Annotated in this window: 10 protein-coding genes; 5 read left to right on the top strand and 5 right to left on the bottom strand. The window is 30.4% G+C overall.

The genetic code is table 11. The annotated features are described in order from the left end of the window. Positions 1–4: 4 nt before the first annotated feature. From bshC to AACZ53_RS02525, 3 genes are all read right to left on the bottom strand, one after another. The gene (gene bshC, locus AACZ53_RS02535) at positions 5–1,594 is read right to left on the bottom strand and encodes a bacillithiol biosynthesis cysteine-adding enzyme BshC (protein ID WP_339834400.1); all 1,590 of its coding nucleotides are present in this window, start codon (positions 1,592–1,594) and stop codon (positions 5–7) included. A gap of 69 nt (positions 1,595–1,663) precedes the next feature. Further along, complete coding sequence (locus AACZ53_RS02530; RefSeq protein ID WP_339834397.1) at positions 1,664–5,293, bottom strand: T9SS type B sorting domain-containing protein; 3,630 nt, start codon at positions 5,291–5,293, stop codon at positions 1,664–1,666. 208 nt (positions 5,294–5,501) lie between these two features. Then, positions 5,502–8,768: a T9SS type B sorting domain-containing protein gene (locus tag AACZ53_RS02525; protein WP_339834395.1), complete on the bottom strand. Its 3,267-nt coding sequence runs from the start codon at positions 8,766–8,768 to the stop codon at positions 5,502–5,504. A gap of 82 nt (positions 8,769–8,850) precedes the next feature. Between AACZ53_RS02525 and AACZ53_RS02520 the strand changes: the two genes are divergently transcribed. The 5 genes from AACZ53_RS02520 to AACZ53_RS02500 all read left to right on the top strand — a co-directional run bounded on the left by AACZ53_RS02520 (position 8,851) and on the right by AACZ53_RS02500 (position 16,281). Further along, a complete protein-coding gene (locus AACZ53_RS02520) occupies positions 8,851–11,028 on the top strand; it encodes a B12-binding domain-containing radical SAM protein (protein WP_339834393.1) in 2,178 nt (725 codons plus the stop codon). Positions 11,029–11,232: 204 nt separating this feature from the next. Continuing rightward, entirely contained in the window at positions 11,233–11,718 is a 486-nt protein-coding gene (locus AACZ53_RS02515; protein WP_339834391.1) for an acetyl-CoA carboxylase biotin carboxyl carrier protein subunit, read from the top strand. Between the two features lie 112 nt (positions 11,719–11,830). Continuing rightward, positions 11,831–13,270, top strand: coding sequence for an acetyl-CoA carboxylase biotin carboxylase subunit (accC, locus tag AACZ53_RS02510; protein ID WP_339834462.1), 1,440 nt, complete (start codon positions 11,831–11,833; stop codon positions 13,268–13,270). Positions 13,271–13,331: 61 nt separating this feature from the next. Then, a complete protein-coding gene (locus tag AACZ53_RS02505; protein WP_339834389.1) occupies positions 13,332–14,819 on the top strand; it encodes an acyl-CoA carboxylase subunit beta in 1,488 nt (495 codons plus the stop codon). A 127-nt stretch (positions 14,820–14,946) separates the two neighbouring features. Then, positions 14,947–16,281, top strand: coding sequence for a LysM peptidoglycan-binding domain-containing protein (locus tag AACZ53_RS02500; RefSeq protein ID WP_339834387.1), 1,335 nt, complete (start codon positions 14,947–14,949; stop codon positions 16,279–16,281). Here the strand turns inward: AACZ53_RS02500 and AACZ53_RS02495 are convergent. Both AACZ53_RS02495 and AACZ53_RS02490 read right to left on the bottom strand, forming a co-directional pair. Next, the gene (locus AACZ53_RS02495) at positions 16,274–16,510 is read right to left on the bottom strand and encodes a 4a-hydroxytetrahydrobiopterin dehydratase (RefSeq protein WP_339834385.1); all 237 of its coding nucleotides are present in this window, start codon (positions 16,508–16,510) and stop codon (positions 16,274–16,276) included. The genes AACZ53_RS02500 and AACZ53_RS02495 overlap by 8 nt on opposite strands. A gap of 40 nt (positions 16,511–16,550) precedes the next feature. Next, positions 16,551–17,027: a GyrI-like domain-containing protein gene (locus AACZ53_RS02490; protein ID WP_339834382.1), complete on the bottom strand. Its 477-nt coding sequence runs from the start codon at positions 17,025–17,027 to the stop codon at positions 16,551–16,553. Positions 17,028–17,159: the final 132 nt, after the last annotated feature.

Genomic DNA, 17,159 nt, shown 5'->3' with positions numbered 1-17,159 from the left:
ATAATTATAGTACTATAATTGTAAATTCATTTTCCAAGGATTTCAAATCCTCAAATAACTTGTCAATTAATTTTGGTCCAAATTCTAAATAATATTCAGAGAAATTGGCTTTTCGTTCTTGTAAACTTTGTTTAGGAAATAATTCGTCTTGTAAAGAAGTTATGCGTTCTAGTTTTTCAGCTAGAACTCTTTTTTCAGCTTTTAGCAAACGTTTTTCTAGATTTTCTAATCCTTTTGTTTGTTTAACTTCTTGAGCTTTTACAGCGCCAACGAATGATTTATCTGTTGTAGCTGCAATTTCGTATAAGTTTTCAAATTGCTTTTTCAAATTTACTTTTTGAGAAGTAAAATCTATATCAAAATTGGATAATTCTTTTGTCTTATTTGATGTTAAATCTTCTTGTTTGCTGAATAAATCAGCCCAAGTCAATGCTAACTTATCTGCTTTGTCAACTTGTTTACTTGTTGCAATTAAAACTGAATTGCGTAATAAAAGCATTGGAAAAGTTACATTATTAGCTTCAAAATTTGATTTCAATTCTAACCAATAAGCCAATTCACCACCACCACCAATATAACATAAATTTGGTAAAATTACTTCTTGATACAAAGGACGTAAAATTACATTTGGACTAAATTTTTCGGGATGATTTTCTAATTCTGCTAAAATTTCACTTTCCGAAAAAATATAATTTGTATTTAAAACTTTAAAAGTATTATCTTCAAAAACGATTCGTTCACGCAACTTATCTTCAATATAAAACAAGTTAATTTCACGAGGATTTACTTGAATTTTGTATTCCGTTAAAAGTTCGTTAGTTTTCAAAACCTCTTCACTTGATGTCTGATTAACTAATTCTTCTTTCGCAAAAGGAACAAACAATTGTTTTAGATTTTTATTATCACCATCTAAAATTACCAATCCTTTTTCTTTAAAGATTGCATTAGCAATATAACGAGTTGCGTCAGCTAAATTATTGTGTTTTAAATAGCCTTTTTCAAATAATTGTTTTAAAAAAGTTGCGTTTTCTCCTAAACCTAATTCATCCGAAAATTGGTCAAAAACTTCTTTTAAACCTTCAGTCGTTAATCTTCCAACAGGACCAAAACTTTCTTTTTGCCATTTAATTTTGTTTTCTTTAAACCAAAAATGATTGATTTCTTCAAAATCATGATCTTCAGTTGCCATCCAATAAATCGGCACAAAATTTTGGTTTGGATTTTCTTTTTTCAACTGCTCACAAAGGTTTATTGTTGAAATAATTTTATACAAAAAATATAAGGGTCCAGTGAATAAATTCAACTGGTGACCTGTTGTAATTGTGAAAGTGTTCTCTTTGTTTAAGAGTTTTATATTGTTTAAAGTTGCTTCAGAAGTTTCAAAGTTTTGGTATTGATTGTTTAAGGAATCAACTAGAGTTTTTCTGTTTTCAATGGGAAAGTTGTTTTGCTTTTCTTGAATTTGTTCAGAAAAATGTTCCAACTTCGGAAACCTATTGTACAATGCTTTTAAATTGGTTTTTTCGTCTAAATAATCGTTCATTAATTTAGAGAAATATCCTGATTTTTGATAGCTTATACAGTCAGATGGCATAGTTTTAATTTTTTGTAAAAATACAGAAAATATGACAAACTTAATTTGGTTTAACTAAGTATTAAGTTTTTATCGTTTCATAGCAAAATGCCCTCTAAATTCTTTACCATTTTGTCTTGTTACTAAAAACCAATAATCAGTTGAAGGTAAATCTTTTCCGTTTAACTTTCCATCCCAACTTTCAAAACTATTCATTGTTTTTAGAAGTTTTCCGTATCTGTCAAAAATAGCTATTTTAAAATTAGGTTCTTTTTGTGACAGTCTCACTTTCCAAAAATCATTGAAACCATCTCCATTTGGAGTGAAAAATTTAGGATACATTAATAAATAAAAATCATCCTTAATAATTCCGCAACCATTTACATCTTTAATAAACACATCATATTCGCCACTTTCTAAACCTAAAAAAACGTTGCTTGTTTGATAATTTATACCATCTAAGGAGTAAACATAATTTCCAATACTAGAATTTGTTAATAAAACAGACATTATATTGTTGTTGTCAGTCCAATCTTCTGTGTTTATTGTTAAAATTTTTGCAGGATTTGATAGAACTACACTAATATTTTTTGTGGTTGAGCATATTATTGCTCCATGATTTTGAGTTACGGTTAAAGAATAATTGCCAGTTTGATTGACTATTATTGATTGTGTCGTTTCACCGGTCGACCATAAGTAGCTATCAAAATACTGACTTTCACTTAATAATACAGAATAATTCTCACATAGATAGAATTTATCTGCTATTGTTGGAATCGGAGTTTGAATTAAAGTTAAGTCTAATTCACTAATATTTGCACATCCATTAATGTCTTTAACAGTGACATAAATAATTTTATTAGGAGTGTTTAAATTATAATTCGTAGGTGATTGAATTTTATCACTATTAAGTTGATTTAGAGCTCCATTATATGTGTTGTAATAATTAAAAGTGTGATTTGCACTATTTGCAACAAAATATGAATTATATAGAGTTAGGTTGACTAATTCATTACTGTTATTTTGGTTATCACAAATTAATGTAGCATAATTAAAAACTGACGGTAAGGGAAGAAAGCTTGAATATACCGTTGCGTAGGAAGTTAAACTATAACAGTTAATCCCCTTTTTTACATTTAATTGATAAGTTAATCCTCCGCCTATTAAATTAGTTAAAATGTTAGAGGTTGACCAAGTTAATCCGTTATCAAAACTATATTCGTCACCAATTGTATTTATTACTATTGAAGCATAAGTATTACAACCAGCATTATTAATAGTATAATTTGGATATGTGTTTTCTAAACTAGTTAAATATACATAGGTAGTTGGTGAAGTACATCCAAGGGAATTCTTGATTTTTAATAAATAACTACCTGAAGTTAAATTATCAAAAGTAGCTGCAGTTTGCCAAGTTGTTCCTCCATCAATACTATAAAAATCAGATTGAGAAGTGAAAATTATACTTCCTAGATTACTACAATAAGGTGGACTAAACTGATAAGTTGGATTACTTAAAAACTCCGCTTGAAAGACAACACTATTAAAGTTTGAAATACATCCATTTGCATCTTTTGTTCTAATTTGATAGGTTCCAATTGGAAGATTTGTAGCAGTATTGTTTGTTGACCATGTTAAACCATTATCAAAACTATATTCAGAAGCAGCAGTTGTAATAGTAATTGAGCCTAAACTATTGCAATTTGTAGGTTGAGTACTAGAATAAAATGGATAATCACTTAAAAAAGGTAAAATATTTACAGTAGTGTTGTAAGAATAACAATTATTTATTGTTCTAATTTGAACTAGATATGTCCCTGTATTTAGATTTGAACTACTATTATTAGTAGTCCAAGTAACACCTCCATCAAAACTATATTCTGCTGCTGGACTTGTAATTTCAATTGTACCTGTTCCAATAAAACAAGTTGGTTGGGTAATTTCTAATGTGGGTGAAACAGCAACTTGACTAGGTATAATCGTAACAGAACCAGATGCTGCACAGCCGTCTGTATCTATTACAGTAACACTATAAGTGCCCGTAGCGGATACTGAAATTGTTTGTGTAGTTTCTCCTGTTGACCAAAGATATGAAACACCTGAATTTGCCGACAAATTAGTGCTCCCACTACAAACATTTAAGATACCAGATATTGAAGCATATGGATTTTTAACAACAACTTGAAAGGCTATTATTTTATAACAATTTGCATCTTTTGTAATTCGTACATACAAAGTTGATGTATAACTTTCAAAACTTGTAGGTATTGTAATTGGGTTCGTGTTATTTGTAGCATCAGGTAAAGTAGAAAAATATGATAGTGTTAAACCAGTCTGTATTCCTATTATTTGATTTTTAACCAATGTTAAATCAAAAATATCTTTTCCATCAGAATTTGTGTCGCACATTTTTAATGTACCAGTTTGTATTGGGAAATTGCAATCGGTTGTACAATTTAAAAATGATATATCCCAACCAATGTTTGCATCAGGATCTGTTGCAGAATTAAAAGTTGTACCCGAACAATTTGTTTGATTGATGTTGTAATTTATGGTAGCACTTACATTGTAGTTTCCAGTTGTAATGTTTGGTAGGTTTGCTGCCGTTAATTCAAAACAAAAAGTATTGTTTGTTAAGTTTAAATTGGTTGGAGTAGAACTTGTATATATTATAGCATTGTTATTATTATATACGTTTAAAGTAATTCCATTAACATTTGCTGCTACACCACCAGAATTTGGAATTGTAAATGTTCCACAAACATTAATAGGTAAAGTAGGGCAAATTTGAAACAATGGATTTAACTCAATACTACCTTGCAAATTCTCGTCAGAATGTGCTAAACACATGTCATCAATATATGCATATCCAAAATGTCCTCCTAAGCCACAACGGGCAGCTGTCATTTCTATTGTAAATTCTTCATTATTTGGAATAGAAGATATATTTAAAGTTCCTGTTTGCCAGTTAGGAGTAAACAAAACTATGCTTCCGGCTTCATAACTTGGAGCTTGAGTAAAAATGCAGTTAGTAGGATCTCCAATCAAACAAAATTCGTCTGCTATTGTGCCATTCGAACGGATAATTCTAACTTTAAAAAAAGGTTGTTCATTTTGATGTTCAGGACCCTCAATAGTTTGCAATACTACCTTGTAGTTTAATATAATTTGATTTTCATTATTTGTTTTAAATCTTTTAGCTTGAACTATCCCTGATGTACTATAAGAATTCTTGAAATTTATTTTTAATGCGTATTGATCAAAAGCATTGATATTGCCTATAAAATCGTCTATGAAATTAGATGGTACTGTGCTTGACATCAAAGAAGTCTGTGATGGATTGTACTGAGGAATAGTATTATTTGCAGTAACCATAGGTGTACTACATTGCGTTGGATTTAAAGGATTTTCTGTTGTATAACTGAAATCTTTCAAGTAATTAGAACCAGATATAACTTCAAATTCTTCAAAATTACTGTTACTACACAAGTGTACTGGATTAGCAAGCCTAAACTTTAATTTTGGAGCATTAATTTCTGCTTCTAATTCTTTTTTATCAAGAAAAATTTTACGTTGAATTGAATCTGTTAATATTTTTCCGGAATGATCTTCTAAAATTCTTTCGCTTTGTGATGTTACTTTTCCAATTGTGTTCTTATTCGTTTGACTGTATGATAAACTAACAAATAAAAATGAAAAAATTAAGAAAATTTTACTCATAAGGTTTTTTTTACAAAAATATAGAATTTAACTAAAAAATAACTATTAATGGAATGATTTTTTTTAAAAAAAATAAAGACACTATTTTTCTTAGAATTAAAGTGTTTTTTTTAAAGTGAATTAATTAAATGTAATAAATCCTTTTCTATAATACCAGATTTAATATGTTGTTTATGTATTAGTTGTATTTTTTCTTGTTAAATTGATTTTATCGTTTCATGGCAAAATGTCCTCTAAATTCTTTTCCATTTTGTCTAGTTACAACGAACCAATAATCATCAGAAGGCAAGTCTTTTCCGTTTAATTTCCCATCCCAGCTTTCAGAACTATTCATTGTTTTTAACAGTTTTCCATACCTGTCAAATATTGCAATTTTTAGATTTCTTTCTTTTTGAGAAAATTTAATTTTCCAAGTATCATTATATGAATCACCATTTGGAGTAAAGAATTTTGGATACATTAATAAATAAACTTCCTCAGAACTAATTCCGCAACCATTAGTGTCTTTTACAAAAACAGTATATTCACCACTTTCTAATCCATAGAAAACATTACTGTTTTGATAATTTATACCATCAAGAGAATAAACATAATTTCCAACACTTGAATTTGATAGTAAAACAGTAATCGTATTGTTATTGTCAGACCAATCAGCTGTAATAATTTGAGAAACTGTAGCAGTATTAGAATTTACAACCGAAAAGTTTTTGGTTGATGAGCAACTTATTCCATTGTGATTTTCTGTTACGGTAACTGAATAGTTTCCGGCTTGAGAAACAATAATTGATTGTGTGGTTGCATTAGTTGACCAAGTATAACTATCAAAACCATTTCCAGCGTTTATAGTTATTGAAGTTCCTTCGCAAATAGGCATTATATCATCAATTGTAATTCTAGGTTTACTTACTAAAGTCAGTTTTAATTCAACAACTTGATGACATCCATTTTGGGAATCAATTCTAACGAAAATTGTACTTGTGCCAATAGTCAAATTGTAATTTGAAACATTATTTATTTGGTCAGAAGTTACTTGATTTTCAGCAGCATTTAATGAGTTGTAATAACTGAAAGTGTTTCCAGTTACAGCAATATAGTAACTATTATAATTAGTTAAGTTAATTGATTCAGAACCATCATTTAAATCATCACAAAGTGTTTCTTGATAATCAACAGCGTTTAATGTGTTGATTAAGTCGATTAGTACTTCAAACCTTGTTGGACTTTCACAACCATTCACAGTTTGAGTCGCAAAATAAGAAGTGTTATTTGCAAGAATTGTCGAATTTAATAATGGTGAAGTTGAAGTATTATCTGCATACCAAATAATATTTGTTCCATTTATTGAAACATCAGCTAAAGTTGCATTTTGTGTACTGCAAAAAGTTTGATTTGCACCTCCAATTGGAGCAGCAGTATTTTGAATATTTACTAAAACTTGAGTTCTATCACTTTCACAACCATCAATTGTTTGAGTAGCATAATAAGTTACTCCATTTTGTAAAACTGTATTTATTGGCAAAATATTTCCACCAGTTTGAGCATCGTACCAAGTTATATTTTGACCTGTGATTGTTATGTTATTTATGGTTGGATTATCTTGAAAACAAAATGTTTGTGGTGTTGTTAATATAGGAGGGCTTACAGAAGTTATTGTTACTGTAATCATAACTCTATCACTTTCACAATTATTTAATGTTTGTGAAACATAATAATTGGTGTTATTAACTAAAAATGTATTATTTGTTAAAGGAGTGCTGCTGATTAAAGAATCATACCATTTAATATTTTGTCCATTAACTATTAAATCAGAAATTTTAGCATTTTCACTTTCACAGAAAACTTGATTTGTAGTTTGAGGAGCTAAAGGTGTTTGATTTATATGCACAGTTACTTCTAAACGAGAAATACTTGGAGCACAGTTTCCTGTTTGTTTTTCTGCAAAATAACTTGCACCATTAATTAAAGATGTTGAACTGGGTAATTGTGCAGTTGAAATAGATGAACTATACCATTTAATTATTCCTGAATTAGGAGTTAAGTCTGAAATGGTTAGGTTTTGGTTTGAACAAAAATATTGATCAGCATCACCTATTGGTGGTGTTGTATCACAATTTCCGAGTTTAAGAATGAAGCCACTTAAATTTGAAGAACTCATTATATAACTTTGGTTTGGGTTTGGATTAAAATCATATCCCCAACTATTAAATGAACCGCCAATTACAGTATCACCTAGATAATCTTTTAAAATATATTGAGGGTTTGTTACTCTTGTAGTGTTAAAACTATCTGTTAAAGTTCCATCTAAATCAAATTTAAAAATTTTACCATACGAATATGATGTTGATTGGACTGGTGTTATTTGGTTATTCAGATTATCTAAGTAAGTAGTTCCTCCTAAATATATAAGATAACTTAATTCACCATTATTTAAATCCATAGAATGTATTTTTTGTTGCTCATCACCATAAAACCGTCTATCCCAAACATGATTACCATTTGAGTTTAGTTTAAGTAAAAGTCCATCTAGGCCAAAATATGAATTTAACGTTATTGTTATATTTGGAAATGTAACAGTAGAGTTAGCCATAAAATGAGAAAAAAAATAGATGTTGTTATTAGAATCTATTTTAATACTTTTATCTTCAAAACTACCAATACCAGAATTATAAGTAAATAATTTTCTGAACCATATTTCTTGTGAATTTGAATCAATTTTCAAAATGAATTCATTATAAAAATTACTAGTAATTGTTTGATTTAAATAAGTCATAGTTTGATCAAAATTCCCCTTAAGTATTATATTATTGTCATTGTCACAAACTATTGAATGGGGAAAAATATGGTTACCTTGAAAAATTTTATCCCAAATTTCAATTAAATTGGTTCCGTTTTTTAATATTACTATGTTACCATTTAATATTCCTGTCGAAATTATGTTGTTAGAATTATCTATAGTAGATTCATATAAGTAGGTACTTGGATAAAACTTACCATTAATAAAATTACCATTGTAATCAAGTTTTACAATATATCCACCAGTACTTTGAGAAGGATTATTTATTAAAAAGTCAACGTTTGGATCAGGATTTAAATCTATTACTTGACCTGTGGCTGTTCCTGTAATAATAATATTTTGGTCATTGTCAAATATAATTGAGGTACAGTTAGTTTGGTCTCCAAAATTTAATTTTTTTGCCCAAATAAAATTTTTATTTTCATCAAGTTTTAATAAGAAGCCATTAGTGTCGTATATATTAGAAGTAGTTAAGCTATTTGTAATAACACTATCGTCAAAATCGGATGTACCCGTAAAAGCTCCAACAGAAAAAATATTTCCTGTATTATCTGTGGCTATTGATCTAATCGCTGTTAAAGTAGAAGTAGATACATTTTTAGTTCTATATGCCCACATAAAGTCTTGTGAATGAAGTTCACTACAAAAAATACAAATGAAAAGTAAAAAAAGTTTTTTCATGGAAAATTTTTTAGAAAATCAAATATATAAATAACTTTCAAATTAAAAAGTAAATAATTCTACCTTTGCAAAAACATTACCCTTGCAAAACATACTCTTAATCACACCACCTTTTACCCAACTGAATACACCGTATCCAGCAACAGCTTATATAAAAGGCTTTTTAAATACCAAAAACATCGAAGCCTTTCAAATGGATTTAGGTATAGAAGTGATTTTAAAGATGTTTTCAAAAGAAGGATTAGAAAATTTATTTGCTATTTCAGGGGAAAGAGTTTCAGAAAATTGCCTACGAATTTATGCACTTCAAAACGAATACATAAGTACAATTGACAATGTAATTTCATTTCTACAAGGAAAAAATCCAACGTTAGCCAGACAAATTTGTAGTGGTAATTTTTTACCAGAAGCATCTCGTTTTGATCAAGTAGATGATTTGGAATACGCTTTTGGTTCTATGGGAATGCAAGACAAAGCCAAGCATTTAGCGACTTTATATTTAGAAGATTTATCCGATTTTATTGTAGAATGTGTAGATGAAAATTTTGGTTTCAGTCGTTATGCTGAACGATTAGGAAGAAGTGCCAATTCGTTTGATGAATTATACAGTGAATTACAAAAAGAAACTACGTTTATAGATAAAATTACGCTCCAACTTTTAGAAGAAAGAGTAGCAAATATCCAACCAAAATTAATCTGTTTTTCGGTTCCATTTCCTGGGAATTTATACAGTGCTTTTAGATGTGCTCAATTTTTAAAAGCCAATTGTCCTGAAATTAAAATCGCAATGGGCGGTGGTTTTCCAAATACAGAATTAAGAGAATTAAAAGACAAACGTGTTTTTGAGTTTTTCGATTTCATTACTTTAGATGATGGTGAACTTCCTATTGAATTATTAAATTCCAATATTGAAATTCCAAATTCCAAAGAGTTTAAAAGAACTTTTCTCCTAGAAAATAACAAAGTAGTTTACAAAAACAACTCCACAAAATCAGATTACAAACAAAGTGAAGTCGGAACTCCAGATTATTCAAATTTATTTTTAGATAAATACATTTCGGTTATCGAAATTGCCAATCCAATGCACAGTCTTTGGTCAGATGGTCGTTGGAATAAGCTAACCATGGCTCACGGATGTTATTGGGGAAAATGTACGTTTTGCGATATTTCACTAGATTACATAAAATTATACGAACCCATCGCTGCCAAAACTTTGGTCGATAGAATGGAGGAACTTATAATTCAAACAGGTGAAAACGGTTTTCATTTCGTAGATGAAGCTGCACCACCAGCTTTGATGAGAGAAGTAGCTCTAGAAATCCTAAAACGAAACCTAAAAGTGACTTGGTGGACCAACATTCGTTTTGAAAAAAGTTTTACTCAGGATTTGTGTATTTTGTTAGCAGCTTCTGGTTGTATTGCAATTTCAGGTGGTTTGGAAGTAGCTTCGGATAGACTATTAGAATTAATCAAAAAAGGAGTTACCGTGGAACAAGTAGCTCAAGTGACTAGAAATTTCACCGAAAGTGGTATCATGGTTCATGCCTATTTAATGTATGGTTATCCAACGCAAACCATTCAAGAAACAATTGATAGTTTGGAAATGGTACGTCAATTGTTCGAAATTGGAGTTTTGCAATCGGGCTTTTGGCATCAATTTGCTATGACTGCTCATTCTCCAGTTGGAATGTTTCCAGAAGAATTTGGTGTAATTCCACAACAGAATGAAGTGACTTTTGCCAATAACGACATTGCTTTTAAAGATAAAACCGGAATCAATCACGAGAAATTCAGCTTTGGCTTAAAGAAATCGTTATTCAATTATATGCACGGAATTTGTTTCGATTATCCTTTACAAGATTGGTTCGATTTCAAAATTCCAAATACTAAAATAAAACCCGATTTTATTTATAACGCTCTTCAAAACGAATTAGACTTTAACACAAAACCTTCAGCCAAAATAGTGTGGATAGGAGGAAAGCCAACGTACGAAATCTTCACAAAATCCAAAAAAGGAAACAGTTGGGAAATGATGCAACTGACTTTTCACGATAAAAAAAATGCAACCGAAATCACTTTGGAAAAAGAAAAAGGGGCATGGTTAATCGAAACGTTAGAAAAGATTTCAATTTCTTCAAATAACAAAATGACTTTTTCTCAATTAAAAGTTGACTACGAAACTAACTTAGAAGATTTTGAGCTGTTTTGGTATTCAAAATCTGTAAATTCTTTGAGAGAAATAGGATTGTTAGTTTTATAATTATTTGGGCGTTCCCTTTCAGGTCGTGCTGTCCACTATATCTTTTTGTGTTTCTTAAAAACACAAAAAGGATGCCGTTCCCATCACTAACGCATATCGAATAAATAGGAAAACACTCCATTTCATCAACTATATCATTTTACCACTTTTCATTTACGAAAACGTTTTCTTTTTTGTAATTTTACATTTCCTAAAAATTAAAATATGAGTACTACTTACAAACTCTCGGTAAATCAAGAAAATTCTTTCGATTTCAAGGAAAGCGATTTACTTCAACTGAACGAAATTCAGTTAGCTGATAGTAAATTTCACGTATTAAACGATAATAAACCTTATTTAGTTGATGTTGTTTCAACAGATTTAGCGGCAAAAAAATATACTGTAAAAGTAAATAATTCGGTTTATGAAGTAGCAATCGCCAACGAATTAGACCAATTAATCACAGCAATGGGAATTGAAGCTGGAAAAACGAAGGTCATCAATGCAATCAAAGCACCAATGCCAGGTTTAATCCTAGAAATCAATGTTTCAGTTGGACAAGAAGTTAAAGAAAATGATCCTTTACTAATTTTAGAAGCCATGAAAATGGAAAACAGTTTTCTTTCTCCAAGAGATGGAATTATAAAATCTATTGCAGTAGAAAAAGGAAATGCTGTTGAAAAAGGACAATTATTAATTGAGTTTGAGTAATTAGTGATCAGTGTTCAGTTTTTAGTGTTCAGTAGAATGCGAAATATTGAAACATTATAGAATTAAATTAATTTGCGAATTTGCGGTCAAAAAAAATATAATGATAAAAAAGATAACAAAAATATTAGTTGCCAATCGAGGAGAAATTGCGATTAGAGTAATGAAAACAGCTCAAAAAATGGGCATCAAAACGGTGGCCGTTTATTCAACAGTTGATAGAAATGCTTTGCATGTAAAATTTGCTGATGAAGCCGTTTGTATTGGTGAAGCTGCTTCAAGTCAATCGTATTTGAGAGGTGATAAAATCATAGAAGTTGCTAAAGAATTAGGCGTTGATGCTATTCATCCAGGTTACGGGTTTTTGAGTGAAAATGCTCAATTTGCTGAATTATGCGAAAAAAACAACATCATTTTTATTGGACCAAAATCCAAAGCCATTGAAATGATGGGAAATAAGTTAGCTGCCAAAGAAGCCGTAAAAGATTACAATATTCCAATGGTTCCTGGAACTGAGGAAGCTATTACTGATATTGAAGAAGCGAAGAAAATTGCAACCGAAATCGGATTTCCAATTTTGATTAAAGCAGCCGCTGGTGGTGGTGGAAAAGGAATGCGAATTGTAGAAAAAGAAGCTGATTTTACATCGCAAATGAATAGAGCCATTTCAGAAGCTGTGAATGCTTTTGGTGATGGTGCCGTTTTTATTGAAAAATATGTAACCAAACCAAGACATATTGAAATCCAAGTGATGGCTGACAGTCACGGAAATATCCTTTATATTTTTGAACGCGAATGTAGTATTCAAAGAAGACATCAAAAAGTGGTTGAAGAAGCTCCTTCAGCTGTTTTAACTCCAGAATTACGTAAAAAAATGGGTGAAGCTGCTGTAAAAGTAGCCAAAGCATGTGATTATTTAGGAGCAGGAACAGTTGAGTTTTTACTAGATGAAAAACACAATTTCTATTTCTTAGAAATGAATACGCGTTTGCAAGTAGAGCATCCAGTTTCTGAAATTATAGCAGGATTAGATTTAGTCGAATTGCAAATAAAAGTCGCACAAGGTGAAGCTTTACCGATGAAGCAAGAAGATCTAAAAATCAACGGTCACGCTATGGAACTTCGTGTTTATGCAGAAGATCCTTTAAATGATTTCTTACCAAATGTTGGTTTTTTAAGTACTTATGTTTTGCCTGAAGGTGAAGGAATTCGTGTAGATAATGGAATCGAACAAGGAATGGATGTGCCAATTTATTATGATCCAATGCTTTCGAAATTGATAACTTATGGTAAAAATCGTGAAGAAGCTATAGCTCTAATGATAAAAGCCATAGATAATTATCATGTTGAAGGTGTGGCTACAACTTTAGGATTTGGAAAATTTGTAATGCAACATGAAGCTTTTCGTTCAGGAGAATTTGATACAGGTTTTGTAAAGAATTATTACGATGCCGAAAAACTAAAAGCCCAACATACAACAGAAGCTGAAATTGCTGCAAAAATTGCTTTGAAACAGTATTTGAATGATTTGAAGTTGGTTAAGTTGCCTAATTAAAAAGTAAATTTTAAACAAATAGAATCTTTGTTGAAAAGATTCTGAAACAAGTTCAGAATAAATGCAAGACAAAATAAAAACATTAAACGATAAAATAGCCTTAGCCAAGCAAGGTGGAGGTGAAGCACGAATTGCAAAGCATCACGAAAAAAAGAAGCTAACAGCTAGAGAACGTGTGAATTATCTTATGGATGAAGGTTCTTTTGAAGAAATTGGTATGTTGGTTACGCATCGTACAACCGATTTCGGAATGGAAAAAGAAATCTATTATGGCGATGGAGTAGTTACGGGTTACGGAACAATCAACGGAAGATTGGTTTACGTTTTTGCACAAGATTTTACCGTTTTTGGAGGTTCCTTATCAGAAACGCATGCTGAAAAAATCTGTAAAGTAATGGATATGGCACTTAAAAATGGTGCGCCAATGATTGGTTTAAATGATTCTGGTGGCGCTCGTATTCAAGAAGGTGTGCGCTCGTTAGGAGGTTATGCTGATATTTTTTACAAAAACGTACAATCTAGTGGTGTAATTCCACAGATTTCTGCGATTATGGGACCTTGTGCTGGTGGTGCTGTATATTCTCCTGCAATGACTGATTTCACAATGATGGTTGAAGGTTCAAGTTATATGTTCGTAACTGGTCCAAATGTGGTAAAAACAGTAACCAATGAAAATGTAACTTCTGAAGAATTAGGAGGTGCAAGTACACATTCTACAAAGTCTGGTGTGGCTCATATTACTTCTTCAAATGGAGTGGAATGTTTAGAAGATATCAAACGGTTGTTGAGTTATTTACCTCAAAACAACAGAGAAACTGCTCCAAAATTAGACTATATTTTAAATGATGAAATTAGAGAAAAACTAGATACAATTATTCCAGATAATGCCAATAAACCTTATGATATGCATGAAGTTATTGGTAGTATTATTGATGAAGATAGTTTCTACGAAATTCATAAAGATTTTGCCGAAAATATTATCGTTGGTTTTGCTCGTTTAGCTGGAAGAAGTATCGGAATCGTAGCTAATCAACCTATGGTTTTAGCAGGTTGTTTAGATGTAAATAGTTCTACGAAAGCAGCTCGTTTTGTGCGTTTTTGCGATGCCTTTAATATTCCTCTTTTGGTTTTAGAAGATGTACCCGGATTTTTACCCGGAACAGATCAAGAATGGAACGGAATTATAGTTCACGGAGCAAAATTATTATATGCTTTTAGTGAAGCAACAGTTCCAAGAATTACAGTTATTACTAGAAAAGCTTACGGTGGTGCTTATGATGTAATGAATTCAAAACACATTGGTGCTGATATGAATTTTGCTTGGCCAAGTGCAGAAATTGCAGTTATGGGAGCAAAAGGAGCATCAGAAATTATCTTCAAAAACGAAATTGCAGCTGCTTCAAATCCTTACAAAGCTGCCCAAAGAGGTTTTATAGATGAGGTTATTGAGCCAAAATTTACTAGAAGAAAATTAATCAAAGCATTTAGTATGTTGGAAAATAAAGTAGTTGATACACCAAAACGCAAACACGGAAATATTCCTTTATAAAATTTAAACCATCTGAAAAGATGGTTTTTTTATGAATTAAAATAAAGTTAAAAGCGATTTAATAAATTTAGTTTTTTTATCTTGTGAAACTTTTAAAACTCAATAAAAGTCTTTTAACTATTTGGTAATGAATCGTTTTTTATTAATTATATTGTTTTTTATTCTATCTAACTCTTTTGCTTTTGCTCAAAAAACAACAAAGCATAAAGTAGTTAGTGGAGACTCATTCTATTCTATAGCCAAAAAATATGGAGTAAGTGAATCAGATATTTATGAGTTAAATCCGAAAGCAAAAGGACAAACGTTACAATTAAATGCAATTTTAGTTATTCCAACAGGAAAAGCAACAAAGAAAATCACAAAAGATTTTCATGAAGTTGGATCTGGTGAATCTTTTTACACGATTGCAAAAAAATATGATATAAGTATCGAAGATCTAAAGGATTTTAATCCAACTATTTCGCCAAATAAATTACAAGTTGGTGCTAAATTGGCCTTAACTAAAAATAAAAATTCTAAAGATGCTAAATCCAATAAAAAAGAAGAAGCATCAACTTCAAATGATTTAGTTCATTCAGTAAAAAAAGGAGAAACTATTAGTCATATTACTGAAAAGTATGACGTGAGTTTTAAAGAATTAAAAAAACTGAATCCAGGTTTAGATGTCAAACTTCAAATAGATGAAAAAATAGTCATTAGAAAAGGAAAAGAAAAAGCTAAAAAAGAAATTTTTGAGCCAAAAATAGCACCTATTAAAGTAATAAGTCCAAGTTCATTACAAGTTGAAAGTATGGCGGCTGCTGATGATGATGTAGAAGAACCAGATGATTCAGGTGAAGTTACACATGTAGTCGTAAGAGGAGAAACATTAATGAGTATTGCTAGATTAAATAAAATAACTTTGACTAAATTACAAGAATTAAACCCTAAAGTTGGTGATAGAATTTTTCCAGGAAGAAAATTAATTATAAAAAAAGGAGTTGCAAATACTTCAACAAAGCCAGCCGTTATTTATGCAGAATTAGAAGAATTTATTGAAGATGCTCCATTAATGTCTTATGAAAGTTTGGAAAGTGCTGATCAATTAATTGCAATTGCTTCTGAGCATTTAGGTACAAGATATAGAAGTGGTGGAACAAAAAGTGGTGGATTTGATTGTTCTGGTTTAATGTGTTACACATTCTCTCAATTGGATTTTAAACTGCCTAGAACCTCAAACGAACAATCGAGAACGGGTAAAAAAGTTAAGAAAACACAAGCACAAAAAGGAGATTTAATTTTCTTTTCTACCAATGGTCGTGGATCAGTAAATCATGTTGGAATGATTACAGAAGTTGTTGATGATGAAATCTTTTTTATTCATTCATCTGTGAGTCGAGGAGTAATAGTTTCTTCTGTTAAAGAAGCTTATTATGCTAGACGTTTTGTTAGAATTAACAGAGTTTTGGATAATATTAATTAGTAATAATTTCATCAATTGCTTTAGCTAATTTTCTGTCTTTTTCAGTAATTGTATTTCCTTCATCATGCGTTGTTAAAGTGATTTCAACTGTATTGTACACATTTTTCCATTCAGGATGATGGCTCATTTTTTCGGCAACCAAAGCAACTTTAGCCATAAACCCAAAAGCTTCTACAAAGTTTTTAAATTTGAATGTTTGAGTCAATTTATTGTTTTCTTCTTTCCACATAATTTTTAATGATTAAAATCTGTTAACGGAACATCTAATTCTACCTAATTGGAATCCAAACTTCCTCTTCATTTTCAGGATCTTCATGTCCTTTATAATTATCTCCTAAAACTTCAAAATGAGGACGATCATCTAATTCATAATTACTATTTGGTAACCATTCAGCATAAATATATTGGGCTGTATTAGGAAAATCAGTATTTGATCCTTTATGTAAAAATACGGCATATTTTCCAGATTGAAGTACAAATTCTTCAAATTCTTCTGGAATTAAGTTAAAGTTTCTAACTTCAACTAATGCATGTTTTTTAAAAACTGTTTTTGGTGTGAATTTTTGAATTTTTTGAAAATCATAAATTTGTAATGAAAATAAATCAGCTGAAACGGCATTTTTAACTTCTTTTAAGCGAGGCATAAACCTTTTCCAGATAACAGCCGTTTGGTCATTTGCCAATGATGTTTCAGTTGAAAATCCAATAAGTTTTTTTGAAGCCATTAGCTCTATTCGTAGAAACATAAAGTTTAATTTTATCAAATATAGAAAAATCCCCATAAACCCCTAAATTCATGGGGAATCAATTACTAATTAAAATCAATTAATTTTCATTTAAGTATTGATAAATTTCATCTTTTAATCTTACTCGTTCTA

This window comes from uncultured Flavobacterium sp. (assembly GCF_963975005.1).
Lineage (GTDB): Bacteria > Bacteroidota > Bacteroidia > Flavobacteriales > Flavobacteriaceae > Flavobacterium.
Note: the sequence above shows the minus strand (reverse complement) of the source record. Positions and strands in the feature narration are given on the sequence as shown.